Origin of the sequence: Massilia sp. CMS3.1, from assembly GCF_051262535.1 — a bacterium.
Lineage (GTDB): Bacteria > Pseudomonadota > Gammaproteobacteria > Burkholderiales > Burkholderiaceae_D > Telluria.
In genome coordinates, this window is sequence record NZ_JBIMES010000011.1 from 81,694 (window position 1) to 107,073 (window position 25,380).

The 25,380-nt window shown below is 64.9% G+C and carries 23 protein-coding genes; 11 read left to right on the forward strand and 12 right to left on the reverse strand.

Annotated features, from left to right (window positions below; translation table 11 throughout):
• Positions 1 to 49 precede the first annotated feature (49 nt).
• Entirely contained in the window at positions 50 to 514 is a 465-nt protein-coding gene (locus ACHAC9_RS17825) for a hemerythrin domain-containing protein (protein WP_435761804.1), read from the reverse strand.
• Positions 515 to 677: 163 nt separating this feature from the next.
• Here ACHAC9_RS17825 and ACHAC9_RS17830 point away from each other — a divergent pair, with 163 nt between their 5' ends.
• A complete protein-coding gene (locus ACHAC9_RS17830) occupies positions 678 to 1,391 on the forward strand; it encodes a sensor histidine kinase (RefSeq protein ID WP_435761806.1) in 714 nt (237 codons plus the stop codon).
• 18 nt (positions 1,392 to 1,409) lie between these two features.
• Here ACHAC9_RS17830 and ACHAC9_RS17835 read toward each other — a convergent pair whose 3' ends face one another.
• Together ACHAC9_RS17835 and ACHAC9_RS17840 are read right to left on the reverse strand one after the other, a co-directional pair.
• A complete protein-coding gene (locus ACHAC9_RS17835; RefSeq protein WP_435761808.1) occupies positions 1,410 to 2,714 on the reverse strand; it encodes an NAD(P)/FAD-dependent oxidoreductase in 1,305 nt (434 codons plus the stop codon).
• 102 nt (positions 2,715 to 2,816) lie between these two features.
• A complete protein-coding gene (locus ACHAC9_RS17840) occupies positions 2,817 to 3,335 on the reverse strand; it encodes a hypothetical protein (protein WP_435761810.1) in 519 nt (172 codons plus the stop codon).
• A gap of 192 nt (positions 3,336 to 3,527) precedes the next feature.
• On the opposite strand from ACHAC9_RS17840, the gene ACHAC9_RS17845 reads away from it, so the two are divergent.
• The gene (locus tag ACHAC9_RS17845; RefSeq protein ID WP_435761812.1) at positions 3,528 to 4,775 is read left to right on the forward strand and encodes a DEAD/DEAH box helicase; all 1,248 of its coding nucleotides are present in this window, start codon (positions 3,528 to 3,530) and stop codon (positions 4,773 to 4,775) included.
• 42 nt (positions 4,776 to 4,817) lie between these two features.
• On the opposite strand, the gene ACHAC9_RS17850 is transcribed toward ACHAC9_RS17845, so the two are convergent.
• Complete coding sequence (locus tag ACHAC9_RS17850) at positions 4,818 to 7,505, reverse strand: bifunctional acetate--CoA ligase family protein/GNAT family N-acetyltransferase (protein WP_435761814.1); 2,688 nt, start codon at positions 7,503 to 7,505, stop codon at positions 4,818 to 4,820.
• A gap of 200 nt (positions 7,506 to 7,705) precedes the next feature.
• Here ACHAC9_RS17850 and ACHAC9_RS17855 point away from each other — a divergent pair, with 200 nt between their 5' ends.
• The gene (locus ACHAC9_RS17855; RefSeq protein WP_435761817.1) at positions 7,706 to 8,599 is read left to right on the forward strand and encodes a hypothetical protein; all 894 of its coding nucleotides are present in this window, start codon (positions 7,706 to 7,708) and stop codon (positions 8,597 to 8,599) included.
• On the opposite strand, the gene tssG is transcribed toward ACHAC9_RS17855, so the two are convergent.
• Positions 8,591 to 9,676, reverse strand: coding sequence for a type VI secretion system baseplate subunit TssG (gene tssG / locus ACHAC9_RS17860; protein ID WP_435761820.1), 1,086 nt, complete (start codon positions 9,674 to 9,676; stop codon positions 8,591 to 8,593). The two genes, ACHAC9_RS17855 and tssG, sit on opposite strands and share 9 nt — an antisense overlap.
• Positions 9,625 to 11,475, reverse strand: coding sequence for a type VI secretion system baseplate subunit TssF (gene tssF, locus ACHAC9_RS17865; RefSeq protein WP_435761822.1), 1,851 nt, complete (start codon positions 11,473 to 11,475; stop codon positions 9,625 to 9,627). The genes tssG and tssF overlap by 52 nt, the downstream gene beginning before the upstream one ends.
• A gap of 215 nt (positions 11,476 to 11,690) precedes the next feature.
• On the opposite strand from tssF, the gene ACHAC9_RS17870 reads away from it, so the two are divergent.
• The 4 genes from ACHAC9_RS17870 to ACHAC9_RS17885 all read left to right on the forward strand — a co-directional run bounded on the left by ACHAC9_RS17870 (position 11,691) and on the right by ACHAC9_RS17885 (position 15,158).
• The gene (locus tag ACHAC9_RS17870) at positions 11,691 to 12,134 is read left to right on the forward strand and encodes a hypothetical protein (protein WP_435761825.1); all 444 of its coding nucleotides are present in this window, start codon (positions 11,691 to 11,693) and stop codon (positions 12,132 to 12,134) included.
• A 187-nt stretch (positions 12,135 to 12,321) separates the two neighbouring features.
• A complete protein-coding gene (locus ACHAC9_RS17875; protein WP_435761828.1) occupies positions 12,322 to 12,801 on the forward strand; it encodes a TadE family protein in 480 nt (159 codons plus the stop codon).
• A 156-nt stretch (positions 12,802 to 12,957) separates the two neighbouring features.
• Positions 12,958 to 14,445 carry a pilus assembly protein TadG-related protein gene (locus ACHAC9_RS17880; protein ID WP_435761831.1) on the forward strand — a complete coding sequence of 496 codons (1,488 nt, stop codon included), beginning with the start codon at positions 12,958 to 12,960 and terminating at the stop codon, positions 14,443 to 14,445.
• A gap of 113 nt (positions 14,446 to 14,558) precedes the next feature.
• Positions 14,559 to 15,158 carry a TadE/TadG family type IV pilus assembly protein gene (locus ACHAC9_RS17885; protein ID WP_435761833.1) on the forward strand — a complete coding sequence of 200 codons (600 nt, stop codon included), beginning with the start codon at positions 14,559 to 14,561 and terminating at the stop codon, positions 15,156 to 15,158.
• Positions 15,159 to 15,197: 39 nt separating this feature from the next.
• On the opposite strand, the gene ACHAC9_RS17890 is transcribed toward ACHAC9_RS17885, so the two are convergent.
• Genes ACHAC9_RS17890 through ACHAC9_RS17910 form a run of 5 tightly spaced genes read right to left on the reverse strand, consistent with a single transcriptional unit; the run spans position 15,198 to position 20,612 of the window.
• Positions 15,198 to 15,587 carry a RidA family protein gene (locus tag ACHAC9_RS17890; protein WP_435761835.1) on the reverse strand — a complete coding sequence of 130 codons (390 nt, stop codon included), beginning with the start codon at positions 15,585 to 15,587 and terminating at the stop codon, positions 15,198 to 15,200.
• A gap of 43 nt (positions 15,588 to 15,630) precedes the next feature.
• Positions 15,631 to 16,806 (reverse strand): acyl-CoA dehydrogenase family protein, encoded by a 1,176-nt coding sequence (locus tag ACHAC9_RS17895; protein ID WP_435761838.1) that lies wholly within the window; start codon positions 16,804 to 16,806, stop codon positions 15,631 to 15,633.
• A 5-nt stretch (positions 16,807 to 16,811) separates the two neighbouring features.
• On the reverse strand, positions 16,812 to 17,666 hold the full coding sequence (locus tag ACHAC9_RS17900; protein ID WP_435761840.1) for an enoyl-CoA hydratase family protein: 855 nt from the start codon (positions 17,664 to 17,666) through the stop codon (positions 16,812 to 16,814).
• A gap of 8 nt (positions 17,667 to 17,674) precedes the next feature.
• The gene (locus ACHAC9_RS17905; RefSeq protein ID WP_435761842.1) at positions 17,675 to 18,205 is read right to left on the reverse strand and encodes a MarR family winged helix-turn-helix transcriptional regulator; all 531 of its coding nucleotides are present in this window, start codon (positions 18,203 to 18,205) and stop codon (positions 17,675 to 17,677) included.
• A gap of 1 nt (position 18,206) precedes the next feature.
• A complete protein-coding gene (locus tag ACHAC9_RS17910; protein WP_435761844.1) occupies positions 18,207 to 20,612 on the reverse strand; it encodes a bifunctional salicylyl-CoA 5-hydroxylase/oxidoreductase in 2,406 nt (801 codons plus the stop codon).
• Positions 20,613 to 20,764: 152 nt separating this feature from the next.
• Here ACHAC9_RS17910 and ACHAC9_RS17915 point away from each other — a divergent pair, with 152 nt between their 5' ends.
• The 4 genes from ACHAC9_RS17915 to ACHAC9_RS17930 are packed head-to-tail and all read left to right on the forward strand — an operon-like array spanning position 20,765 to position 24,131.
• A complete protein-coding gene (locus ACHAC9_RS17915; RefSeq protein WP_435761846.1) occupies positions 20,765 to 21,685 on the forward strand; it encodes a branched-chain amino acid ABC transporter permease in 921 nt (306 codons plus the stop codon).
• A 12-nt stretch (positions 21,686 to 21,697) separates the two neighbouring features.
• Positions 21,698 to 22,660, forward strand: coding sequence for a branched-chain amino acid ABC transporter permease (locus ACHAC9_RS17920; protein WP_435761849.1), 963 nt, complete (start codon positions 21,698 to 21,700; stop codon positions 22,658 to 22,660).
• Entirely contained in the window at positions 22,657 to 23,424 is a 768-nt protein-coding gene (locus ACHAC9_RS17925) for an ABC transporter ATP-binding protein (protein WP_435761851.1), read from the forward strand. Before ACHAC9_RS17920 ends, ACHAC9_RS17925 begins: the two co-directional genes overlap by 4 nt.
• The gene (locus ACHAC9_RS17930; protein ID WP_435761853.1) at positions 23,421 to 24,131 is read left to right on the forward strand and encodes an ABC transporter ATP-binding protein; all 711 of its coding nucleotides are present in this window, start codon (positions 23,421 to 23,423) and stop codon (positions 24,129 to 24,131) included. Before ACHAC9_RS17925 ends, ACHAC9_RS17930 begins: the two co-directional genes overlap by 4 nt.
• Before the next feature lie 47 nt (positions 24,132 to 24,178).
• Here ACHAC9_RS17930 and ACHAC9_RS17935 read toward each other — a convergent pair whose 3' ends face one another.
• Positions 24,179 to 25,345 (reverse strand): ABC transporter substrate-binding protein, encoded by a 1,167-nt coding sequence (locus ACHAC9_RS17935; protein ID WP_435761855.1) that lies wholly within the window; start codon positions 25,343 to 25,345, stop codon positions 24,179 to 24,181.
• Positions 25,346 to 25,380 lie beyond the last annotated feature (35 nt).

A 25,380-nucleotide genomic window follows, 5' to 3' on the forward strand; every position in this document is an offset into this window, starting at 1 on the left:
TTTTTACCATCTGCCCACAAGCCGCCGATGGCAGCCCGGACTGGGAGTCTTACTGCGACGCTTCGATTTCCTTCTGGCGTGCCTGCATTTCCTGGCCCAGTGCTTTTAGGTCCAGCTTCAGTTCGCGCGTCTTCGGGAACATTTCCTCTTCTTCTTCCTCGACGTGGTGCTCTACCAGCTCGCCCAGCACCTTCACCTTGGCGTCGTACAGGTCGTCGCCCGGGTCCATTTCCATGATCTGCGCGATCAGGTCTTTCGCCGAAGCGTGTTCGACAACGGCCTCGTCGATCATGTCTTCGGTCTCGTCGCTCGCTGCGCGCGTGGCCGGGTAATAGATCTCTTCCTCGATCGTGGTGTGCATGATCAGGGCATTGCAAATCTCGTCAGCAAGCTTCTTCTTGCTCACTTTGGCGCGGTCGGTCATGTTTTCGAAGCGCTCGAACATCTCCGCGACTTCGCGGTGCTGTTGCGTCAGCAGTTCGATGGCATCGATTGGTTCATTGGTTTTAGGCATGGGAACTCCCTGAGGTGTTTATGGTTTTAATAAGATATCCAGGACTCCAGCATTATCTGAAACGCTCTGGCGCACTGTTCGGCAGCGCACGGAGCGGGCCCAGTGTGCGCACTTCCTGGTCGAAGCTGTTGTATGATTTGGGAAACATTCAACCGAGCCCACGATGACCGCACCGGACCCGCAGCACCTCGACCCGGAACTGGAACGGCAGGTTGCCGAACGCACCGCCGCACTGACCGAGCTGGTCGCCCACCTGATGAACAGCTGGGACGACGAGCGGCGCCTGCTTGCGCGTAAGCTCCACGACACCCTGGGCTCGTCGATGACCGCGCTGACCATGCACCTGGGCTTGCTCTCCAAAGGCCTGACGGATGCGAAGGCGCTCGACCGCGCGCAGCAGATGAAGACCCTGCTGGGCGGCATCATCGAGACCAACCGCCTGGTGCAGCTCACGCTGTGGAACGACAAGCTCGAGTTCCTGGGCATTAAGGCGGCGCTCTCCGAGCTGGTGGCCGAGTTCGGCCAGGAACATGGCCTCACGGCCCGCGTCAGCCTGCCCGACGACGACGACGCCTATCCGCGCGCCCAGGGCGTGGCACTGCTGCGCTGCGCCGAGGAAGGCTTGCACAATGCACTGCAGCATGCGCGCGCCAAGACGGTCGATGTGATCCTCGACGACGATGGCGAGCAGTTGATGCTGACCGTGCGCGACGACGGCGTGGGGCTGGCGCGTCCAGCGCCGCCCGAGTCGCTGCGCTGCCACGGGCTGCGCCTGCTGCGCGAACGGGCACGCGCGCTGGGCGGGAGCGTGGCGCTGGGGCGCGTTGAGGGTGGCGGGACTGCCCTGACGATGATTTTGCCGCGGCGTGCGGGGTAATCGACCGCCCGCCTCTCATCAATGCAGCTTCACCAGCGGCGTCGTCCTGCGTATCAGGAACCGCGCCACCGCCAGCACACCGGTGCGCATCGATCCGAGCACGGCCTGGTGATGCATCAGATGCAAACTGGTGTACATCAAGCGCCCCATCATGCCCTCGACGAACCAGCTGGCCCCGCTTAGCGAACCCATCAGACTGCCGACGCTGGTCGTCTTGCCGAGCGAGACCAGTGACCCATAATCGCGATACAGGTAAGGTTTGTCATCCACCGGCTTGCCGGCTGCGCGGCGCACGAAGGTTTTGAGCAGGTACTCCGCCTGCTGGTGCGCGGCCTGGGCGCGCGGCGGCACCGGGTTGCCGGAGCCGTCGATGCAGGCGGCGCAGTCGCCGAGCGCATACACGCCGGGCACGCCCTTGACCACCAGTTGCGCATCGACCTCGATCTGGCCACCCTTGTTGACCGGCAGCCCTAGCGCGCCCAGGAATTCCGGCGCGCGGATGCCGGCCGCCCAGACGCACATACTGGCCGGATAGACGTTGCCGTCGTTGTCGACGATCCGGTCTGCCTCGATCTTCGTGACACGGCAATTGTTAACGACGCGGATGCCGCGTTCATCGAGCAGCTTCAACGCCGCGTTCGAGACGCGTTCCGGCAAGGGCGCGAGGATGCGCGGCGCTCCCTCCAGCAGCGTGATGCGCAAGTCGCGCTTGACCTGCAAGCGAGAAAAACCGTAGGTGGCGTACACGCCGGACGCTTCACGCAGCTCGGCCGCCAGCTCGACGCCGGTGGCGCCGCCGCCGATGATGACGACGTCGAGCGCCGCGTCGGCGTCGGAGCGCTCTTCGCGTGCCTGCTCGGCCATGGCCATCAGGCGCAAGAGGCGCAGGCGGAAGCGCTCGGCGTCTTCGGTCGCATTCAGGGAAATGGTGTGTTCGCGCGCGCCGGGCACGCCGAAATAGTTGGAAGTACTGCCGACCGCGATCACCAGCGAGGCGTAATCGATGCTGCGTTCGTGCAGCACCTGTTCGCCGTCTGGCGCGCGCACGGCGCCGACAGTCATGCGCCGCGCCCCGTGGTCGAGTGCCGTCATGGGGCCGTAGACGAAGGTGAAACCGTTATCGTGGGCCAGCATCTGGTACGACAGGCCCTCCTGATGGATGTCGAGGGTGCCGGCCGCCACCTCGTGCAGCGAAGGCTTCCAGATGTGATACAGCCGCATGTCGACCAGCATCACCTTCGCGGGACCGAGCTTGCGTCCCAGTTTGCAGGCCAGTTCCAGTCCGCCCGCTCCACCACCAACGATCACGATTTCGCTCTGCAAGCCACCCTCCGCATATGACGCCGCCGGCCGGGGCCGGTTATTGGCTACCTGGCAAGTGTACACCGGCAGAGACATGCACGTGCGCGGCGCACCGTGCGTGAATCAATCGCCGCGGCCGTGGCCCTTGCCGTGCTTGTCATGCTTGCGCTCGTGCTTGTCGTGTTTGCGCTCGTGCTTGTCGTGCTTGCGCTCGTGCTTGTCGTGATCGTCGCGGCGGTCGTCGTGGTGGACGACGACGTGGCGCACTTCCTGGCGCTGCGCACGGTAACCGTCGTGGTGACGCTCGCGGTAGCGCGGCGCATAGGTGTTGGTGTACCAGTCGTCGCGCACGAACATCACCGGACGGCCGCAGGCGTCATAGCGGGCGCAATGCCGCGACCAGTTCTTGCGGTGGCCCGGCGGTACGCGCAGGTAGACCGGCTGGGAACCGACATGGCGCACTTCGCGCACGATGACGGGTTGCTGGACATAGACTGAGGGCGGGGCGAAGCCGCCGATATCGATACGCCCATAGAAGCCGGGCTGGCCGATGTTGATGCTGACATTGGTCTGCGCCAGCGCGGGAGCGGCGGCCGCAACCAGGGCGGCGCCGACAAAGACGGTACGGATCAGGGATTTCATGCTGGGTCCTCTCATTGTGATGTGGTCTGGACTTTACCAGTTGCAATATCAGCGTCCGTTCGTTGCAACACATAATTACAAATTGCCGCCTGGAATACAACAGCGACAGCCCGGATGCGCATCGCACAAATCGTCCACCTGCCGGCGCGGTGCAGGGTAAACTGTCGGCTGTTCATTTGCCCCAAGGTTGACATGTCGTTTTCCTCGCTCGGCCTGATCGCTCCGATCACGCGCACCCTCGATGCCCTCGCCTACAGCACCCCGACGCCGGTCCAGACGCTGGCGATTCCCGCCGTGCTGGCTGGACGCGATCTTCTGGCCGCGGCCCAGACCGGTACCGGCAAGACGGCCGGTTTCGCGCTGCCGATCCTGCAGCGCCTGACCATGGAAGGCACGCCGATCGCTCCGAATTCGACGCGCGCCCTGGTGCTGGTGCCGACCCGCGAACTGGCCGAACAGGTGCATGCCAGTTTCAAAGCCTATGGCGCCGGCCTGCCGCTGCGCACCATGGTCGCGTACGGCGGCGTCAGCATCAATCCGCAGATGATGCGCCTGCGCAAAGGCCTGGACCTGCTGGTGGCCACGCCCGGCCGCCTGCTCGACCTGCAGCGCCAGAATGCCTTGAAACTGAACGGCGTGCAGATGCTGGTGCTCGATGAAGCCGACCGCATGCTCGACCTTGGCTTTTCGCGCGAACTCGACCAGGTGTTCGCAGCCCTGCCGAAGGCGCGCCAGACCTTGCTGTTCTCGGCCACCTTTTCCGATCCGATCCGGGTGCTCGCCGACAAGCTCCTGAATGACCCGGTCAGCATCGAGACCGCGGCGCGCAACACGACGGTGAAAGCGATCAAACAGTGGGCGATTACGGTCGACAAGAAACGTAAACCCGAACTGTTCCTGCACCTCTTGAAGCAGCACGGCTGGGGCCAGGTGCTGGCCTTCGTGAAGACGCGGCGCGGGGTCGACGAGCTGGTCGAACTGCTGCATTCGAAACGCATCGACGCCGATTCGATCCACGGCGACAAGCCGCAGCCGGCACGCCTGCGCGCACTCGAGCGCTTCAAGGCCGGCGAAGTGAAGATCCTGGTCGCCACCGACGTCGCCGCGCGCGGCCTGGATATCGACGACTTGCCGGTGGTGGTGAACTTTGACTTGCCGATCGTGGCCGAGGATTACGTGCACCGCACCGGCCGCACCGGCCGCGCCGGGGCTTCCGGGGAAGCCGTCTCGCTGGTGTGCGCGGACGAAGTATTGCAGTTGGCGGCGATCGAACAGCTGACCGGTCAAACCTTGAACCGCGTGGAAGAACCCGGCTTCGCGGCGGAGCACCGGGTGCCGGAGACGAATGCCGGCGGTGAGGTCGTCAAGAAACCGAAGAAGCCGAAAAAACCGAAGGGCGATGCGAAGGTCGTGACCGAAGACGTGCGTTTCAGGCGCTGAAAGGATATGTCACGAACGACCCCACGATGAAATATTATTTCATCACAGCACCAGGCGGAACTTGCGCACACCCTCCTCGTCCGCCCGCAGCACCTCGAAACCCAGCTTTTTCACCAGCCCGATGATCCGGTTATTCTGCGGCAGCGCCTCGCCCACGATCTCGCGCGTGCCGCGGCTGCGGCAATAGTCGATCAGCTTTTGCATCAGGATCCGGCCCAGCCCCATGCCCTTCAGGTCCGAGCGCACCGTCACCGCGAATTCGGCACTGACATTGTCCGGGTCGGCCACCACGCGTCCCACGCCGAGCGTCTCCGGCAGGCCGTCCGGCCCGGGGCGGGTGGCGATGAAGGCCATCTCGCGGTCGTAGTCGATCTGCGTGAAACGCGCTAGTTGCGAAGGCTGGAGTTCGCGGATGCGCACGAACATGCGGTAGCGCACGTCGTCGGGCGTGAGCGCGTCGAAAAAACGCAGGTGCGCCGGGCCGTCCTCGGGCCGCACCGGGCGCAGCAGGAGTGGCAGGCCGCCGAAATCGATCGTCTCTTCCAGCTCGCGTGGATAAGGCCGGATCGCCAGCCGGTCGAGGGTGCTGGCGGAATGGTCGGCCAGCGCCAGGCGCATGCGCGCATCGAGCACGATGGCGCCGTTCGCGTCGGCCAGCAGCGGGTTGATGTCGAGCTCGACGATTTCGGGGATGTCCGATACCAGGCGCGATACCTGCACCAGGGTGGCGACGATCGCATCCATGTCGGCGGGCGGGCGGTTGCGGTAGCCGGCCAGCAGGCGCGCAACGCGGGTGCGCTCGACCATCTCGCGCGCCAGCACGGCGTTCAGCGGCGGAAGCGCCACGGCATGGTCGTCCGCCACCTGCACCGCGATGCCGCCCTGGCCAAACAGGATCACCGGACCGAACACGGGATCGGTCGCAACCCCCAGGATCAGTTCATGCCCATCGGGGCGGCGCGCCATCGCCTGCACCGAAAAGCCTTCGAAGCGCGCATCCGGGCGCAGCTCGCCGAGGCGCTTGCGCACGCGCCCGGCGGCGGCGCGCACCGCCTGCTCCGAGTCGAGGTCGAGCGCCACGCCACCGACATCGGATTTATGCATCACGTCCGGCGACAGGATCTTGACCGCCACCGGAAAACCAATGCCGCGCGCCGCCGCCACCGCTTCATCGACGCTGGCGGCCGCGCGCGTTTCGACCAGGTCCATGCCGTAGGCGCGCAGGATTGCCTTGGTCTCGGGGTCGGACAGCAGATGGCGCCCGCTGGCGAGCGCTTCGCGCACCAGCGCGCGTGCCGTGCCGCGCTCGCCCGCCGTGATGTTCGATACCGACGCCGGCACCTGCATCAAGAGATTCTGGTTCTGGCGGTAGTGCACGATCTGGAGGAAACCGGCGACCGCGTCTTCGGGCGTGTCGAAGGTCGGCATGCCGGCGATTGACGCGATCTCGCGCGCACCGGCGACCGAGTCGCCCCCCAGCCAGCAGGCGAGCACGTTGCGCGAGGCGCCCTTTGCCACCGGCGCAATCGCGCGCGCGATGTCGGCGCTGTCGACGGTGGCGGTCGGCGCATGCACGACCAGCACCCCATCGGTCCCGGGATCCTGCAGCAGAATCTCCAGCGCCTGGCGATAGCGTTCGGGTACGGCGTCGCCCTGCAGGTTGATGGGATTGGCAGGCGTGGCGCCTGTCGGCAGCAGCGCCGCCAGGCGCGCGGTCGTCTCCCGCGCAAGCACCGCCGCGCTGCCGCCGCCGCACACCAGCGCATCGAAGGCCAGCACGCCGGGCCCGGCGCCGTTGGCGACGATCGCCAGGCGCTCGCCGTGCAGCGGTTTTGCGTGGGCCAGCGTCTCGACCGCGGCGAACAGCTGCTCGGTGGTGAACACGCGCAGCATGCCGGCGCGCCGGATCGCCGCGTCGAACACCTCGTCCATGCTCGCCAGCGCCCCGCTCTCGCTCGCGGCGGCGCGCATGCCAATGGCCACGCGCCCGGCTTTCAGCACCAGGGTCGGTTTGCTGCGCGCCGCCGCGCGCGCGGCCGACATGAACTTGCGCGCGTAGCGCAGGTGTTCGACATACAGCAGGATCGAGCTGGTCGCGCCATCGCTGGCCAGGTAGTCGAGCACGTCGCCGAGATCGACGTCGGCCGAGTCGCCGAGCGCGATGAAATGCGAAAAGCCGATCCCGCGCGAGCGCGCCCGGTCCAGCACCGCGGTCATCAATGCGCCCGATTGCGAGACGAAAGCGATCCGCCCGGGGAGCGCGCCGCTGTGCGCGACACTCGCGTTCAGGCCGAGGCCGGGCGCCAGCAGCCCCGCACTGTTCGGACCCAGGATGCGCAGCAAATAAGGATGGGCGGCGTCCAGCATCGCCTGCTTCATGGAGCGGCCGCCGTTGCTGCGATCCTCGCGCGCATCCGCCAGGCCCGCGCTGAGCACGACCGCCGCGCGTGTGCCCTTCTCGCCGAGCTGGCGGATGATCGCCGGCAGTGTGGCGGGCGGCGTGCAGATGACGGCCAGGTCGGGCGCCACGGCCAGGTCAGCCACGCTTGCCACCACCGCCAGGCCGGCGAGCTCCGTGTACTTCGGGCTGACCGGATAAATGGAGCCGCGAAACTCGCCTGCCACCAGGTTGTGCAGCAGCGTCGCGCCCAGGCTGCCGGGGCGGTTCGAGGCGCCGATCAGCGCCACCGAACGCGGCGCGAACAGCTTGTCGAGGTTGCGCACGCTCATGGTGTGCACCGCCACACGGCCAGCGCGCGCGCGGCCATGCCGGGTTGAAACAGCGGATTTTCCGGACGGGACACCAAGCTGAGCTCCCTTCGCCACGCGGCCTTGACTTCGTTGTCAGAGAATACCGCCGGATCGTTTCGCGGCGCGCACTGATCAGCGGCGGGTGCCAAATCGCTGAGGCGGCATGCTGGAATATTTTGGTGAATACCCTCCTGCGCTCGTTGATCGTCTGGCTGCTCCTGCTGGCGATGCCCTATCGGGGCATGGCCGCTGCGGACATGGTCGCGTGCGCGCCGGCGCATGGCATGCCCGCGCATGCGAAGCAGGCGGCAATGCAGGTCCGGCAGCCGCTGCAGGATGCACAACATCCTCCTTGCCACGAAGCCGCGCCGGTAACGCGGGCCGCGGACCAGGAGCCGGAAGCGGCGCAAGACGGTGCTGCCAAGTGCGGCACCTGTTCGGCTTGCGGCATCGGCACCGCGGTCCTGCCCGTCGGCCTGCCGCAACTGGCCGTCCATGCACCCGCGAGTGCCTCAGTGCCTGCGCTGCCGGCCGCCTGCCGTCGGTCCACCTCGCCCAGCCGGAACGACCTCCGCGCCCCCGCCTCGCTTGACCCCCGTTTGCCGCGCCCCGCGCGCGGCTTGTCGAACGCTTTTCTCGAGGATGTCATGACCTTCGTCACCACGCTTTCCCGCGTGGCCGCGCTGTGCCTTCTGGCCGGCGTCGCCCACGCAGCTCCCGCTGCCGTCAGCGCCGCCGACGGCAGCATCCCGGTGCCCGCCACCGTGTACAGCCCGGCCCTGTCGTACGGAGCCCCGGCCCCTCAGCCGGCCAGCCCCGACCGTGCCTGGCGCGAACAGAACCGCATCGTCGCCGGGTACGATGGGATGATGCTGACCGGTCCGCAAACCGGTGACGCACAAGCACTGAGGCGCTCAGGCCTACGAGCGCGCCGTCACGGGATAACCGGCCGCCGGCGCAATCCCGACCAGATTGTAGATGAAGGCTCAGCCCAAGTTCTGGCGGATCGTGCGGTTAGTGCGGTGGGCGGCGCGCGCCCGGACGACCGGTCGACTTCTCCGGCCTTACATTGAACCAGTCGCAGACAGTGCACCGAGCGGGGCCATCGGCAGCATCAGGTAGCGCATGTCGGCACGGTCCGCACCGGCCGGGCCGCCAATGAGAAAGCTGTCGCGTCCGAGCAGTCCCGGTCCGGTTGCCGGCCCCGCCAACTGCATTGGACGAACATCCTGCGCACGCAAGACGAGTTCCACCTCGAAGCCAACGGTCGGCTCCGCAAACCTGCGCAGGATGGCGCGCAGCGCGGCGCTCGCTTCGCCACTGGGCAGGAACTGTGCGAAGCCTGCCGCGTCGAGCGGACCGATGCGCAGGCGCGCGCGCAGGTCGGGCCGCCAGCTGCGTTCGCCAAGCAGCACATTTTCGCCCAGCTCGGCATTGATGCCGAGCTGGGCCTGCTCATGGGGCAGCAAGCGATCCCAGTGACCGACGGCTTCCTCGATCCGTACGGCGACGCCAAAAAAATCGGACACGATGCGCTCGAGCACCACGCTCGAGGAAGGGCGCTGGCCCAGCATGCCTGCGTAGTGCGCGGCCAGGCTCTCGGGCGGCGCGTGGCCCGCCTGGCCGGGCGCGCATCCGGACAGCGCCAGCAGGAGCGGGCGCAAGCGATCCTCGCCGTCCCCCTTCTGCCCGGGCATGTACTCGACCCGGCTTTTTTGCCAGGCGCGGTAAAACAGTGCCAGCATGCGGTTCGACAACAAGTCGAGAAAAGCGCGTGGCGCCGCGTCGTCGCGTGCGCTTTGCCAGGCTGCGATGCGTTCGGTGACGTGCCGGGGCAGCGTGCCCTGCGCCCCGAGCAGTCCCATGAAGGTCGGCGTGATCGTAAAGCGATGGCCGCCGCCGGCGCCGGGTGCGGCAGCGTCGTCCGCCCTTTCCGCCCGCGCGATGGCCTCGATCTCGGACGCGGGAAAACCCAGCAGCAGACTGTTTTCGAAACGCAGGTTATGGTGCAAGGCCTCGTCAGCCGACGCTCCTTGCGCCATGAGCGATGCCAGCAGGACGGAGACCGCCTGCACGAACTCGAACTCGTGGGGCGCCGCTAGCAGCCGCTCGATGACGCTCGCAGTTTCTCGGCGGTGCGTGGGGCGCATGCAAGGATCTCCTCTCCGGTCTGGCTCGACACGATGTCAAGCCGCGTGAAACAGTTGAGCTGGCTGTTCAGCGCAAAATAGCGGTCCATCACCTGCGCGAACACGTACAGTGAGCTGCCGGCAAACGCCTCCTCGTCGACCGTCATGCGGATGCCGACACCGGGCATCAGCGAGGAGACCGGACGCGTCCTGAGCCAGGCGCGCACGGTGCCGTGCTCGAGACCGACGATGCCTGCGATCTGGCGCCGGGCAATCGGTGAGCGCGGCAGGTCGTACAGGGCGAGCATTTTCTGCAGGTCAGGCAAACCGGCGGTGGTCAGCCCGGCGTAGTTGAGCGCCAGGTGCGAGATCAGGCGCCAGTGGGCGCCGTCGCCGTTGGCAACGCGCCAGCTCGGGCTTGGTTTGCGCAGCAGCGTGAAGGGCGCGGCGCCGGATGCCGATTCGGCCAGCAGGTCGCCGTCGAGCTGGCCGATGCGCAGCTGCGCAGGAAGGTCGCGGTTGGTGCAGGTCAGTTCCGTGGAGATCGTGGCGCTGGCCGCTTCGTCCGGCGTGAAGTCAGGGTCGACCAGCGCCAGCCTGAGCTCGTGGCCGGGACTCACCCGCGCCAGGGTCTCGTCGCGGCGCGCCACCCAGAAATGGCCGCCTGCGCTTTTGTCCTCGTGGCGCACCGCGTACAGCGGACTGAATTCGGTAACGCTCGTCGTGCCGCGCGTTTCGCGCACGACGCTTAGCTTGTCGATGCTGTGGATGTCGAAGGCGGCTGCATGGGCGGCGTCGGCCGCCAGCGTGTACTCGGCCCGCGTGTGGGTCAGCGCAATCGGGTCGCCCGCCTTGCGAAACAGGTTGACCACGGGCGTGCAGCCGAGCAGCAGGTGGCGCGCCGACAGCGGCGCGAGCATGCGCGCGCTGTCGGCGTCCCCAGTCATTCCCGCCAGGCCCAGGTGCAGCGTAAAGCGCGTGCAGCCTGCGGGCAGCTGGCGGGCAAGCGCATGCAGGTCGATATCGATGAAGTTGAATTTTTCGGGATACGTGAAATACTCGGTGAGCAGCCGGAACGCCGGATGCGACCGTAAGGGTGCCGGCAGCAGCGCCTCGTCGGCGCCGAAGCCAGCCAGGTGCAGCGGTATGGTCTCGAGCGGGACCCACGCCGCGCTGCCATCGGGCTGGACCCAGGCGCCGCGCGCGCGCATGAAGAGCGCGTCGATCAGCGCCGCGCGCAGCGAGGGCTCGCCATCGACGAATACCCGCACCCGGCCCAGTCCGCGCCCGCAGAGATTTGCCAGCGAACCTTTTATCTGAAGCCCGAAAGACAGGCCTGCGGTGACGCCGCGCGGCAGCTGCGCCGTACGCGGCGAGGCGATGGGGACCGAGAACGCCGCATCGACGATGTGCAAAGGGCCGGTCAGCACCGGATAGACGGTCCGGAACTGGCAGACCGTGCCTGCCACCGGGCTGCTGCGCAGCGGGGTGCCGCGTGCGATGCTGGCGAAATCAGCGGTGTCGCGACCGGACGGAAGGAGCCGGGCTACCGAATACGAGGGCAGCGGGCGCAGGTAATGCGGGTACAGGCCCTCGAGGAGCGACTCGGTGAACTTTGGATAGTCGTCGTCGAGCCGCTTGTGGATCCGCGCGCTCAGCAGCGCGACCGACTGGATCAGCCGGGCAACGCTTGGATCGTCGTAATTCTCGCCCGCGATGTGCAGGTCGCCCGCGGGCTTGGGGAAGCGGCTGCGAAATTCGCGCGCGTACTGGCCGAACAGTCCCAGCTCTTCCTCGAAATACCGTAGTAGCTCATCCATACGTTCTCTTTGCCGGCTGGAAACTAGCTATGCTCCCATCGCGTTGCTCGCGCTACTTTGACTGGCGATAAGAAGCGATCCTGGCTGGAACGACAGCCATCCTGGCACGGCCGGCCACTGATGCGACCCACCTCGCACGTCGCATTGAGCTAGCGCAAAGATCGTACCGGTAGCGGATGCACACTGGCCGGATTACAACGCCCGAGCCGTTTCCGATGGCCACGCTCCCCTCCCCCCACCATACGGCTGCCGCCGCCCTGCGCCACGCGCGCAAGCTGCTGTTCGTGCGCATCCACCGGCATGCGACCCTGCCCGACGACCAATTCTGTGCCGCATTCCTGGCGGTCGTGGGAGCGATCGAGGCAGATCTCGCGCATGAGGAAACGGTGATGGACACGCTCGCTTTCGACGGCCTGCATGGGCGCCTCGCCGAGAATGCGCTGCTGCTCGCTTCCCTGCACCGCATCGAAACCCAGGTCGAAGCGGGCGATGCCGCGCTCGGCCGGGCAGCACTGGCGGCCGCGAGCGACCTGCTGTCGCTGCACCGGCTGACAATCGACCTGGCGCTCGTGCTCGCTCAACCGTCGGGCGCGGTGCCGGGCCATGCCCGCCTGAACCGGATGGCAGCGAGCGGCATCGGCCGCAGGAAGAAAACCTGACGGCTGGCGGGGGCCGTCCCGATCGACGAGGTTTCCCCCGACCCTTGTCAGTAACCGACATGGATACCCCCGACCAGCGCGCGTGTTGCTCATTGAAATATGCGCTGGCGCAATTGCTATATGTCAAATCGTAATTGAATTCAGCGTCTAATATCGACCTGAACTTACCATACTGGAAAGGGCGGCGATGTATAGGCGACCCAGACTGTTCCGCAGGGCGGCAAACGGAAGCGTTGCTGTTGAGATGGCAATTATCTTGCCGTTGTTTATCTTAGTGTTAGTAGTGCCCTTTTTTTTAGCGCGCCTCTTTTGGTTTTACAGCGTTGGACAAAAGGCCGCGCACGATGCTACTCGGTTTTTATCGACCGCCACTCAAGCAGAGATGAGGACGCCCGGGGGTGGATTCAATGAGGCACGGGTTGCGGCGATCGCTCGATGGATTGCACAAGAGGAGCTCCAGGAAATACTTCCATTCACAGAGGGCATTCTGATTGATGTCCAGTGCAATACAAGCGCATGCGGGGCAAACGTCCCGGAGGTTGTTCGTGTCGGGGTTCAAATATCCCTTCATGATAATTTCTTCGGCAGCATTACGTCATCGTATCTAGGCAACACCGACATGGTTCTGGTTGGCGACGTCACCATGCGTTACGTCGGTGACAGATGAGGTCTGGAACCCGTGTGCTTCCCAACTAATCTGAATAGATTTCGACATCATACCCTAGACGTAAAATTGGCCTTAGAGACATTGATTGTGGCTGTCAACTTCACGGTGTCCATGGATCAAGTGCAGTAAAACGAGGGATGGGGATCGGAGACACATATGCGGGTAATCCACAATTTATTACATGGCCGGCGAGTTACCCATCGTGCGCAAAGCTTCTCCAGTAAGGAAACCGGTGCCATCGCCATTACATTCCTGGGAGCGCTGATTGTAATGATCGCTTTTTTTGGTCTATGTCTCGATCTGCCCCAGGTCTACAATCGCCAAATGGAGATGCAGAACGTAGCCGACACAGTTGCACTGGCGGCTGCGCACGAACTGGACGGAACTGCTCAGGGGATTACTAATGCGTTGGAGAAAGCGTCTGATCGCTTGACCGTAACGCCCGGCGCACTTTCTTACGGTTACGGCAACGGGACATTAAACTGGTCGGATACTGCAATAGAGTTCGGAGCTGATCCAGGGGGTCCCTGGAAAACTTCTCAAGAAGCAAAAACCCAGCCCGACGGATTGCTGTATGTCAAAGTGGAAACAGACGGTCTGGACGAAAGATATGGCAGGGTAAGGACGTCATTCGTCCATGTTTTTACGAATTCGTCTGTGACATATGCCAGCGCTCGAGCCGTCGCAGGTCGGTCCGCTATCAAAGTGACGCCGTTGGCGATCTGCGCCATGCGTGATGAAGAATATCGTAACCACAACGGCGAATTGGAAGAGTACGGTTTTCGACGTGGCGTGGGTTACAACCTGGTTGACCTGAATCGACCCGGATCCTCCGCAGGCCAAACCTATGCTGTGAATCCCTATCAGAGCAGCAGAACGATTACCGATACAGCGACGCTCGCTCCCTTCGTTTGCACCGGGACGATGGCGATGACTCGGCTGACGGGCGCAGGCGTTACTGTATCTCCCTCATTCCCGCTTTCGAGCCTTTATTACCATTTGAATTCGCGCTTCGGCTCTTACAGCGCCCCGACATCTCCTTGCAATGCGCGGTCGGCACCCGCAGACGTGAATATAAAGGAGTACACATACAATGGCGGCAGTCCCTGGATGAGCGCGACGCCGGCAGGGCAATCAGCGGCACTATTGCAGACAACAGACAGGCGATGGACTGTTGCCGGACCAGACACTGCTCCCGATGGCACCACCGGTGTTCAATTCGGGCCGCTATGGTCCTACGCAAAGGCTGTCAAGTACGATTCATACGAAGCAGGGAAGGCCGAACCGGCCGTGGGGTATAGTACGTTCGATATCTCGGCATGGAACACTTTGTATAACCCGGGTGCACCAAGGACCTCTGCCACGACTCCCTATCCATCCGCCGCAGCAACGCCTACGCCTTACTCTTATCGGAGCGGGACAAGCTTTTATAGGGCGCCGCCAACCGGCAACAAAAGCATGACTAACCGGCGGGTCTTGAATTTGCCCCTGCTCGCTTGCCCGGTTTCTGGCAGTAAAGCGACCGTACGCGGTATCGGCAAGTTCTTTATGACGGTGTCCGCGACGGACAGCACGCTCTACGGTGAATTCGCAGGACTCGTTCCCGAACAATCACTGGGGACGCAAGTCGTGTTGTATCCATGAAGCCCTGCCGTATTTATATGATGTGATGATGAATCATGACATCTGCTATAAATTCGTGGCTCATTACATTGGAGGGGACACGCTGCACGCAAGTGCAGAAGTCGTGATTCACTATGCAGAAACTTAATCGATATCTCCGGCATTATCGATCCACCGTGAAGCAACAAGGGGTCGCCGCGGTCGAGTTCGCCATTGTCATACTGATATTCTTGATGCTGTTTTTCGGCATCGTTGAACTGGCACGCGCGATGTACATCGTCAATACCCTGCAAGAAGTAACACGCCGGGCAGCAGCGCTTGCCGTTAATACGGACTTCAGTGACGCGACGGCAATGGCGAACCTGCGCCAAAGGGCAGTTCTTCGCACTACGCCAGGTCTTCTCGTCTTCGCCGATCCGGTTTCTGATCAACACGTTAAGATCGACTATCTCCACATTCCTTTGAACTCGAGTGTACCGCTATCGATTACGGCCCTACCGGCCACCCCGCAAGAAAATCGGGTGAACTGCGCAACCAATCCAAACGCTGAAAACTGCATCAGGCTTGTCAGGGCTCGTATCTGTTTGCCGAATGGCGTCAGCGCGGCATGCGAACCAGTTCCTTACCGAGCACTGGTGTCGCTTGTTCCTTTTTCGTTCGCGCTCTCGCGTGCAACGACAGTCGCGACGGTCGAAACGCTGGGACTCCCTCCTGGGGTCCCATGCGACTGCTAGCTCGGGACTTCGGGCGCTTGACCAGGAAGGTCGGATCTATTAGGGCACGACCGCGGTGACTTCGATCTCGACCCTGGCACGGTCCTCGATCAGGCCGGCCACCTGCACCGTGCTCATGGTCGGGAAGTGGCGGCCGATCAGTTCGCGGTAGGCCACGCCGATTTCCGGGTAGGCGGCGACGTATTCTTTTTTGTCGAGCACATACCAGGTCATACGCACGATGTGCTCCGGTTTGGCGCCGCCTTCGGCCAGCACCGCGACGATGTTCGCCAAGGCCTGGCGTACCTGCCCGGCGAAATCGTCGGTCTGGAAGACGCCGTCGGCGTCCCAGCCGACCATGCCGCTCACGAACACCATCCGGCCCATTGCGGCGATGCCGTTGGCGTAGCCGCGCGGCCTCGGCCAGTCCTTTGGTTGCAGGAATTCCATGGGGGTGTGCCTTTCGTTGATGAGTGCGGCGACGGTGGACGGGTCAGCCACGCGGCACCGCGGCTTCGGCCAGCAGTTCGCGCGCGATGATCAACTGCTGCACTTCGGTTGCGCCTTCGTAGATGCGCAGCGAGCGGATTTCGCGGTACAGGCGCTCGACCGGCTGTTCGCTGACAACCCCCAGACCGCCGAACATCTGCACGGCCGCATCAATGACCTGCTGGGCCGTTTCGGTGGCGGTCAGCTTGGCCATCGCCGCTTCCTTGGTGACCCGTCGGCCGCTGTCGCGCTGCCAGGCCGCACGGTAGGTGAGCAAGGCGGCGGCGTCGATGCCGGTCGCCATATCCGCCAGCTTGGCCTGGGTCAGCTGGAAGTCCGCCAGCGTCTTGCCAAACATCTTGCGCGTGGTGGCGCGCGCCAGGGCCTCGTCCAGGGCGCGGCGGGCAAAGCCCAGCGCGGCGGCAGCCACCGAGGTGCGGAAGATGTCGAGGGTCGCCATCGCGACCTTGAAGCCCTGCCCCGCTTCGCCCAGGCGCTTCGACACCGGAACCCGGCAATCGGTAAAGCGCAGGCGCGCCAGCGGGTGTGGCGCGATCACGTCGATCCGCTCGGCGATCTCGAAGCCCGGCACATCGGCGTCGACGATGAAGGCCGAGATGCCGCGCGCCCCCGGCGCTTCGCCGGTACGCGCGAACACCACGTACAGGTCGGCGATGCCGCCGTTCGAAATCCAGGTCTTCTCGCCATTGAGCAGGTAGTGGTCGCCCTCCAGCGTGGCCGCGCACGACATCGCCGCCACGTCGGAACCGGCATCGGGCTCGGACAGTGCGAATGCGGCAATCGCGTCGCCGCGCCCGACCCGGGTCAGGTATTGCTCCTTGTTTTCGTCGCTGCCGAACAGCGTGATGGCGCCGCTGCCGAGGCCCTGCATCGCGAACGCGAAGTCGGCCAGGCCCGAATGGCGCGCCAGGGTTTCGCGGATCAGGCAGACGGCGCGCGTGTCGATGGCATCGAACGCGCCGCCGTACGCGGTACCGCCGATGGCATGCTCCAGCCAACCCGCGTCGCCGAGCTGCCTGACAAGGGAGCGGCAGGCCGCGTCCACGTCATGCCCGTGCTGCTGCGGGATGTTCTGCGCGGCCCAGGCGTCGAGGCCCTGCGCCAGTTCGCGGTGGCGGCCGTCGAAGAACGGCCAGTTCAGGTAGTCGATATCGGCCATGACCTTCAGTTCCCTTCGAATTGCGGTTTTTCCTTCGCCACGAACGCGTGATAGGCGCGATGGAAGTCATTCGTGGCCATGCAGATCGCCTGGGCCTGGGCTTCGGCCTCAATCGCTTCGTCGACGCCCATGTTCCACTCCTGCTGCAGCATTTTCTTGGTCATGCCATGCGCGAAGGTCGGTCCCGCAACGAGCGCCGCGGCGAAGACCTGGGCATCCGTCAGCACCGTCTCGGGGGTGCACACGCGGTTGAAGAAACCCCAGCGCTCCGCTTCCTCGCCGCCCAGGCTGCGTCCGGTATAGAGCAGCTCGGCCGCGCGGCCCTGGCCGATCACGCGCGGCAGCAGCGCGCAGGCACCCATGTCGCAGCCTGCCAGGCCGACCCGGGTAAACAGGAAGGCGGTCTTGCTGCGCGCGGTGCCATAGCGAATGTCGGAGGACAGCGCGAGGATCGCGCCGGCGCCGGCGCAGACGCCGTCGATCGCCGCGATGATCGGTTGCGGACAGGCGCGCATGGCTTTGACCAGGTCGCCCGTCATGCGGGTGAAGGTCAGGAGGCCCGGCATGTCGAGTTTCGTGAGCGGGCCGATGATGTCGTGCACGTCGCCGCCGGAGCAGAAGTTCTCGCCGGCGCCGGTGATGACAATCGCCTTGACGTCGGCGGCAACGCCGAGCGCCCGGAACAGGTCGCGCAGTTCGGCATACGCGTCGAAGGTGAGCGGGTTCTTGCGCTCGGGACGGTTCAGCGTGAGCGTGGCCACACCCTGTTCGACGCTGAACAGGAAGTGCTGCGGCTGGTAACCGGCCAAGTCGGCGCGGTTGCCCGCCAACTGCTGCGGTTCGCCTGGGAGGTGGCGCATGGATTCTCCTAATGGTCCGGTTGGGCAGCGGCGGCGAGGCCGCGCTTCAATGTCGACAGCAATGTGAACAGCGTGTCTCTTTCCTGTGCGTCCAGGCCTTTCATCAGTTCCGTGATCCAGCCTTCGTGCCTCGATGCCATGCGATTGAACGCGCGCCGCCCGGACGGGGTCAAGCTGACGCTGTAGGCGCGGCGATCGTCCGGCACCGCGTCGCGCACCACCAGGCCTTCCTGCTCGAGCTGGTCGGTGATGCCGGTGACGCTGCCGCCGGTGACCATCAGGCGCTTCGACAGCTCACCCATGCGCAATCCTTCCGGATGGCGCTCGAGCTGCGCCATCAGGTCGAAGCGCGGCAGCGTGATGCCGAACTCGAGGCGCAGGCGGCTGCGGATCTCCGCTTCGATCATGGTGGTGCACGAAAGCATGCGCAGCCACAGTTTGAGCGACTGGTGATTGTCCTCGGTCAGCCGGCTCTCGACGTCCAGCACTGGATGGACTTCGTCGGCGGCTTGCGCACGGATGGCGTTCTTGCGTGCCATGTCAGCCCTCGAGCAGCTTGGCCGCAACCTGCTGCGGGGTCAGGCCGCTGCTGGCGGCCGCCATCTGTCGTTCGCGCTGCAGGTTGCGCTCGAGCTGCAGTTTGCCGGCGTGATACTGCTTCGGCCACGGCAACCCGGTGTAACCGAGCTTCGCGGTTTCGTGCAGGGTCCAGGCCGGATCGGCCAGGTGCGGCCGCGCGATTGCGCACAGGTCGGCGCGCCCGGATGCAATGATGCTGTTGGCATGGTCGGCCTCGAAGATCGCGCCGACCGCGATGGTCGGGATGCCGACCTCGTTGCGGATGCGATCTGCAAACGGGGTCTGGTACATCCGGCCATACACCGGCTTTTCCTTCTTGCTGACCTGGCCGGAGGAGACGTCGATCATGTCGGCGCCGGCTTCCTTGAACAGGCGCGCGACCTGGACCGCGTCATCCGGGGTCAATCCGCCAGGGACCCAGTCGTGGGCCGACAGGCGCACGCTGATCGGTTTGTCCTGCGGCCAGACTGCGCGCATCGCGGCGAACACGTCGAGCGGGTAACGGCAGCGATTCTCCAGGCTGCCGCCGTAGTCGTCGCCGCGCTGATTGGTCAGGGGCGAGATGAAGCTCGACAGGAAGTAGCCGTGAGCGCAGTGCAGCTCGAGCCAGTCGAAGCCGGCCTTCGCCGCATCGACGGTGGCGCGCACGAAGTCGCGCTTGATGCGCTCCAGGTCCTCGCGTGTGGCTTCGCGCGCCATTTGCGACACCCCTTCCAGGTACTGCTGGGGCGAGGCCGACACCAGCGGCCAGTTGCCCTCGTCGAGCGGCAGGTCGGTGCCGTCCCAGGCGCGCCGGGTCGATCCCTTGGCACCGGCGTGGCCGAGCTGCATCGCAATTTTTGCGTCGCTGCTGGCGTGGACGAAATCGACGATGCGCTTCCAGGCCGCCGTGTGTTCAAGGGCGTACATGCCGGGACAGCCGGGCGTGATGCGGGCGTCGGCAGAGACGCAGGTCATTTCGGCGAACACCAGGCCGGCGCCACCGAGCGCGCGGCTGCCCAGGTGCACCAGGTGGAAGTCGCCCGCCACACCGTCCTCGCTTGAATACTGCGCCATCGGCGAGACCACGATGCGGTTCTTCAGGACCGTGCCGCGCAGGCGGAACGGCGTGAGCATCGGCGGCATGCTGGCGCGCACCTTGCTTGACGGGGGTGGCGCCGGCAAGCCGGCCTGGGCGAACGCGCGGCTGGCGATCCAGTCTTCGAAGCGGGCGACATACCCGGCGTCGCGCACCCGCAGGTTCTCGTGCGACAGGCGCTGGCTGCGGGTCAGCATCGAATAGGCGAACTGCTCGGCTTCCATCGCGGTATAGCGCTCGACGTTCTCGAACCACTCCATCGAATTGCGCGCCGCGCTCTGGATCTTCAGCACCTCGATCGCGCGCACTTCCTGGTAGGCCTGGAGTACCCCGTCGATGCCGGCCGCGCCATGGCGCTGGAAACTGCGCGTCAGCTCGATCGCATCTTCCAGCGCCAGCTTGGTGCCGGAACCGATCGAGAAGTGGGCGGTATGGGCGGCGTCGCCCATCAGCACGGTCGGCACGCGGCGGCCGTCGATGCTGTTCCAGTGCACCCACTGCTCGCAGACGATGCGCGGGAAGGTGATCCACATGCTGGAACCGCGCAAGTGCGAAGCATTGCTCATCAGGGAGTGGCCGTCCAGGTAGCTGGCGAACAGCTTCTCGCAGAAGGCGACGCCCTCTTCCTGGCTCATGTCGTCCAGGCCGGCACGGCGCCAGACTTCTTCCGGCGTCTCCACGATGAAGGTCGACGTGTCGCCGTCGTACTGGTAGCAGTGGGCCTGGAACCAGCCATGCTCGGTCTCTTCAAAAGCGAAGGTGAAGGCGTCGAACTTCTTTTTGGTGCCGAGCCAGACGAAGCGGCAGTGGCGCTTGTCGATGTCGGGCTGGTAGGTGCCGGCGTAGCGGGTCCGCACGCGGCTGTTCAGGCCATCGCAGGCGATCACCAGGTCGGCGCCGTATTTACTTGCCGTGGCCTGGTCGTCGGTGACGTCGGCTTCGAACACGAGCTGCACCCCAAGTTCCTCGCAGCGCGCCTGCAGGATGTTGAGCAGCCGCTTGCGGCCGATGCCGCAGAACCCGTGCCCGCTTGACGTCACCGTTCGGCCCTTGAAGTGGACGTCGATATCGTCCCAGTGGTTGAACGATTGCAAGATGGTGCGCGCAGTGTCTTCGTCGGCCGCCACCAGGTTGCCCAGGGTCTGGTCGGAGAACACCACGCCCCAGCCGAAGGTGTCGTACGGCCGGTTGCGCTCGATGACCGTGATCTCGTGCGCGGGGTCCTGCTTCTTCATCAGGAGGCCGAAGTACAGGCCGGCCGGGCCGCCTCCAATGCAAACTATCTTCATGATTGCTCCGTGTTCTGGCGTGGTGCGTACAGGGGCGTCGGCCTGGATTCCCGTGCAAGAAAATTCACCGCCGGGAGGTGCAAGCGCATGAACTTCATGTAGTATATTAAATCCCTAAACATTTTAGATGTCAAGTAATTCAGGAGACACGCTTGGACCTGACTTTCGTGCTTGAAAACGTGCTCAATGGCCTGCAGTTCGGCCTGATGCTGTTCCTGCTGGCGGCCGGGTTGACCCTGGTATTCGGCATCATGGACTTCATCAATCTCGCGCACGGGTCCTTGTATATGGCAGGCGCCTACTTCGCCGCCACCTTCGTCAGCCTGACCGGATCGTTCTGGCTCGGCATGCTGCTGGCGGTCGCCGCCACCGCGGCGCTCGGGGCGCTGCTGGAGATGGCCATCCTGCGGCGCCTGTACGGGCGCGACCACATGTCCCAGGTGCTCGCCACGTTTGCGCTGATCCTGATCTTCAACGAGGGCGTGCGCATGATCTGGGGCGCCCAGCCCCTGACCCTGAACACGCCGCCGATCTTCTCGGAACCGGTCGAACTGCTGCCGGGCTTCTTCTACTCGTCGTTCCGCCTGTTCATCATCGGCGCCGGCCTTGCGGTGGCGCTCCTGATGTACCTGATCGTGGTCAAGACCCGTCTCGGCATGCTGGTGCGCGCCGGCGCCTCGAACCGCGAGATGGCGCTCACGATGGGGGTCGATATCAAGCGCGTGTTCACCCTGCTGTTCGCCGTCGGCGCGGCCCTGTGCGCCGTCGCCGGCACCCTGCTCGGCTCGATCCTCGCGGTCCAGGTGGGCATGGGCGAAAGCATCCTGATCCTTGCCTTCGTCGTGATCGTCATCGGCGGCATCGGCTCGATCCGCGGCGCGCTGGTCGGCGCCCTGCTGGTCGGGATCGTCGACACCCTCAGCCGCAGCCTGCTGCCTCCCGTGCTGAAGTTCGTCATGCCGACCGACTTCGCGGCCAGCATCGGTCCCGCCCTGGCATCCATTCTGATCTACGTCCTGATGGCCGCCGTCCTGTTTTTCAAACCCCAGGGCCTGTTCCCGGCGCGCGGTTAAGGAATTCCATCCATGCTCAGCACCCTGCACCATCCCCTCTCGCGCGGCTGGACCGCCTTCCTGGTCGCGCTGGCGCTCTTGTTCCCGCTGGCGGCCGGCCATCTCGAGCAGGAGTTCTATATCGGCGTCGCCAGCCGCCTCCTGATTTTCGCGCTCGCGGCCACCAGCCTGAACCTGATCCTGGGTTTCGGCGGCATGGTCAGCCTGGGCCACGCGGCTTTCCTGGGCGGCGGCGCCTACACGGTCGGCGTGCTGATGCACCACGGCGTCACCTCGGCATGGATCAGCTGGCCGGCCGCAATACTGACCGGCGCCCTGCTGGCGCTGGCGATCGGCTTCGTGTCCTTGCGCACCAGGGGTGTGTACTTCATCATGATCACGCTGGCGTTTGCGCAGATGGTGTACTTCATTTTTATCGGCCTCAAGGAATACGGCGGCGAGGACGGCCTGTCGATGGCGGCACGCTCGTCCACCGGCATCATCGACCTGGCGTCCGACACCGGCTTCTACTACGTGGTGCTGGGCGTGGTCGGCGCCTGCCTGCTGCTGTCCTGGCGCCTGATCAACTCGCACTTCGGCCGGGTACTCCAGGCGGTGCGCGAAAACGAGGTGCGCATGGAGGCGATCGGCCACCCGGTGCTGCGCTACAAGTTGACCTGCTTCGTCATTGCCGGCGCCATGGCCAGCCTGGCCGGCGCGCTGCTGGCCAACCAGAACATGCTGGTCAGCCCCAGCCTGCTGCACTGGACCCAGTCGGGCACGCTGATGGTGATGGTGATCCTGGGCGGCACCGGCTACTTCTACGGCGGCATCCTCGGCGCCTTCGTCATGCTGCTGCTGGAAGAAATACTGTCGGCCTACACCATTCACTGGCAACTCTACCTGGGCGCGATCCTGCTCGGCGTGGTGCTGCTGCTGCCCAACGGCCTGGCCAGCCTGTTCAAGCGTATGGAACAGCGCGGGCGCCCGGCGTGAACACGCAGCCGACCCCTCCCCTGCTCGAGCTGCGCAATCTGGTCAAGCGCTACGGCGGCCTGGTTGCCACCGATCGCTTGAATCTGACCGTACAGCGCGGCGAGATCCACGCGATCATCGGACCGAATGGCGCCGGCAAGACCACGCTGATCCACCAGATCTCGGGCGCGATCCGACCCGACGAAGGCGCGGTCCTGTTCGAAGGCCGGGACATCACGGCGCGGCCGATGCACGAGCGGGTGCGCCTGGGCCTGGCGCGCTCGTACCAGATCACGACCATCTTCGAGGCCTGTACGGTGCTCGACAACATCGCGCTGGCGGTGCAGGCCCGGCGCGGCAGCAGCATGCGCTTCTGGCGCGCCGCGATTGGCGACAGCCTTCTTTTCGACGAGGCACGCGCGGTCGCGCAGCAGGTTGGGCTCGGGCCGCGCGTCGATGCGCTGGCCGGCAACCTGGCGCACGGCGAACAGCGCCAGCTCGAAGTCGGCCTGGCGCTGGCCACCTGCCCCAGGCTGCTGCTGCTGGACGAGCCGATGGCCGGGATGGGCCCGGACGAATCGGCACGCCTGATCCCTTTGATCAGGGATCTGGGGGGCGAGATCGGCGTGGTGCTGATCGAGCACGACATGGACGCGGTGTTTCGCCTGGCCGACCGCATTTCGGTGCTCGTCGCCGGGCGCGTGGTCGCCAGCGGCAGCCCTGACGAGATCCGCAACAACAGCGAAGTAAAGAAAGCCTACCTGGGCGACGAGGCCATCGCATGAATCCCATCCTGCGCGTCGACGACATCGATACCGCTTACGGCAGCAGCCAGGTCATCTTCGGCCTGTCCATGGAAATCGGGCGCGGCGAGACTGCCACCCTGTTAGGGCGTAACGGCGTCGGCAAGACCACCACCTTGCGCTCGATCCTGGGCCTGACGCCCGTGCGGCGCGGCGCGGTACATTTTTGCGACCGACGCATCGACACCATGCCGACCGACCGGATCGCGCGCCTCGGCATCGCGATCGTACCGGAGGGGCGCCGGATCTTCCCCAACCTGACGGTGCGCGAAAACCTGGTCGCTTTTGCCGCCAACCGCAACAAATCAGACGAGCCGTGGACCCTGGCGCGCGTCTACGCCCTGTTCCCGCGCCTGAAGGAGCGCGCCGAGAACATGGGCAACCAGTTGTCGGGCGGCGAGCAGCAGATGCTGGCCATCGGGCGCGCGCTGATGACCAATCCGCATCTGCTGATCCTCGACGAGGCCACCGAAGGCCTGTCGCCGCTGATCCGCGAGGAGATCTGGCAGTGCCTCGCGCACCTGCGCGCACAGGGACAAACCGTGCTCGTGATCGACAAGTACGTGGAGCGCCTGCTGTCCCTGGCCGATCGCCATACGGTCGTCGAGCGGGGCAAGGTGGTCTGGACCGGCAGCAGCGAGCAGCTGCGCGCGCAGCCCGCTGTCTGGCAGCGCTATGTAGGGGTGTAGCACAGTTTTTATCGCCCCCTGCGGCGCGCCGGGGGCAGGCGCTACTTTTACATCTTGCAGGCTTGCGCGTAGACGTCGCCGTGGTCGCTCAGCACCTTCTCCAGCGTGCGGTTGGTGACGCGGCCTTCCTTGTTCTTCTCGATCACGCGGGCATAGTAGTCCTGCACCGGATAATGGTTGCTGTTGAACTTGAAGTCGCCGCGCACGGACTTGAAGTTGGCCGCCTTCAGCGCTTTGGTCACGGCTGCCTTGTCCTCGAGCTTTCCGCCCACGCCGCGTACCGCCGAATCGATCAGCATCGCGGCATCGTAGCCCTGGGATGCATACAGCGACGGCATGCGTCCGTACGTTTTCAGGAAATCGGCGACAAAGCGCTTGTTCTGCGGGTTGTCCATGTCGTGGCCCCATTGGGACGCGTTGCGCATGCCGATCATCGGCGCGCCGACCGCCTTGATGATGTCCTCGTCCGCCGAGAAGCCCGGGCCGAACAGCTGGATCGACTTCGACAGGCCCGCGTCGGCGAACTGTTTGATGAAATTGATCCCCATGCCGCCCGGCAGAAAGATGAAGACGGCGTCCGGCTTGGACGCGCGGATCTGCGCCATTTCGGCGCCGTAGTCGAGCTGGCCCATCTTGGTGTAGATCTCGTCGGCGACCTTGCCCTTGTAGGTGCGCTTGAAGCCGTTCAGGTTGTCCTTGCCGCCCGGGTAGTTCGGGGCCAGCAGCACGACGTTCTTGAAGCCCTGCTCGGTCACCATCTTGCCGACCGCCTCGTCGAGATTGTCGTTCTGCCAGGCGACGTTGAAGAAGAAGGGACTGCACTGCGCGCCGGCGTACTGCGACGGCCCGGCATTGGCGCTGATGTAGTGCGTCTTCGCGGCGAACACGCTCGGTCCGACAGCGAGCATCACGTTCGAGAACACGACGCCGGTCATGAAGTCGACCTTTTCTTTCTTCAGCAGGCGCTCGGTCATCTGCTTGGCCACGTCCGGATTCTGCTGGTCGTCGCTGGTGAGCACCTCGACCGGCAGCTTGCCCATCTTGTTGCCGAGGTGTTTGAGGCCGAGCTCGAACCCATCGCGGATGTCGACGCCAAGCCCAGCGCCGGCGCCGGACAGGGTGGTCAGCATCCCGATTTTGACCTTGTCGGCAGCCTGGGCGTTGAAGGCGGCGCACAAGGCGAGCAGTGTGGCGGTGAGGCGGTGCAGTTTCACGGAATGGGCTCCTGGTTGGACAATGGTTGACGGGT

Excerpts from the sequence above, each read along its gene's own strand:
- ACHAC9_RS17825 (WP_435761804.1), bottom strand. The coding sequence starts at position 514 with ATGCCTAAAACCAATGAACCAATCGATGCCATCGAACTGCTGACGCAA.
- ACHAC9_RS17845 (WP_435761812.1), top strand. The coding sequence starts at position 3,528 with ATGTCGTTTTCCTCGCTCGGCCTGATCGCTCCGATCACGCGCACCCTC.
- ACHAC9_RS17905 (WP_435761842.1), bottom strand. The coding sequence starts at position 18,205 with ATGGCACGCAAGAACGCCATCCGTGCGCAAGCCGCCGACGAAGTCCAT.
- tssG (WP_435761820.1), bottom strand. The coding sequence starts at position 9,676 with ATGCGCCCCACGCACCGCCGAGAAACTGCGAGCGTCATCGAGCGGCTG.
- ACHAC9_RS17920 (WP_435761849.1), top strand. The coding sequence starts at position 21,698 with ATGCTCAGCACCCTGCACCATCCCCTCTCGCGCGGCTGGACCGCCTTC.
- ACHAC9_RS17830 (WP_435761806.1), top strand. The coding sequence starts at position 678 with ATGACCGCACCGGACCCGCAGCACCTCGACCCGGAACTGGAACGGCAG.
- ACHAC9_RS17895 (WP_435761838.1), bottom strand. The coding sequence starts at position 16,806 with ATGGCCGATATCGACTACCTGAACTGGCCGTTCTTCGACGGCCGCCAC.
- ACHAC9_RS17870 (WP_435761825.1), top strand. The coding sequence starts at position 11,691 with ATGGCCACGCTCCCCTCCCCCCACCATACGGCTGCCGCCGCCCTGCGC.
- ACHAC9_RS17840 (WP_435761810.1), bottom strand. The coding sequence starts at position 3,335 with ATGAAATCCCTGATCCGTACCGTCTTTGTCGGCGCCGCCCTGGTTGCG.
- ACHAC9_RS17900 (WP_435761840.1), bottom strand. The coding sequence starts at position 17,666 with ATGCGCCACCTCCCAGGCGAACCGCAGCAGTTGGCGGGCAACCGCGCC.
- ACHAC9_RS17930 (WP_435761853.1), top strand. The coding sequence starts at position 23,421 with ATGAATCCCATCCTGCGCGTCGACGACATCGATACCGCTTACGGCAGC.
- ACHAC9_RS17885 (WP_435761833.1), top strand. The coding sequence starts at position 14,559 with ATGCAGAAACTTAATCGATATCTCCGGCATTATCGATCCACCGTGAAG.
- ACHAC9_RS17910 (WP_435761844.1), bottom strand. The coding sequence starts at position 20,612 with ATGAAGATAGTTTGCATTGGAGGCGGCCCGGCCGGCCTGTACTTCGGC.
- ACHAC9_RS17880 (WP_435761831.1), top strand. The coding sequence starts at position 12,958 with ATGCGGGTAATCCACAATTTATTACATGGCCGGCGAGTTACCCATCGT.
- ACHAC9_RS17850 (WP_435761814.1), bottom strand. The coding sequence starts at position 7,505 with ATGAGCGTGCGCAACCTCGACAAGCTGTTCGCGCCGCGTTCGGTGGCG.
- tssF (WP_435761822.1), bottom strand. The coding sequence starts at position 11,475 with ATGGATGAGCTACTACGGTATTTCGAGGAAGAGCTGGGACTGTTCGGC.
- ACHAC9_RS17890 (WP_435761835.1), bottom strand. The coding sequence starts at position 15,587 with ATGGAATTCCTGCAACCAAAGGACTGGCCGAGGCCGCGCGGCTACGCC.
- ACHAC9_RS17875 (WP_435761828.1), top strand. The coding sequence starts at position 12,322 with ATGTATAGGCGACCCAGACTGTTCCGCAGGGCGGCAAACGGAAGCGTT.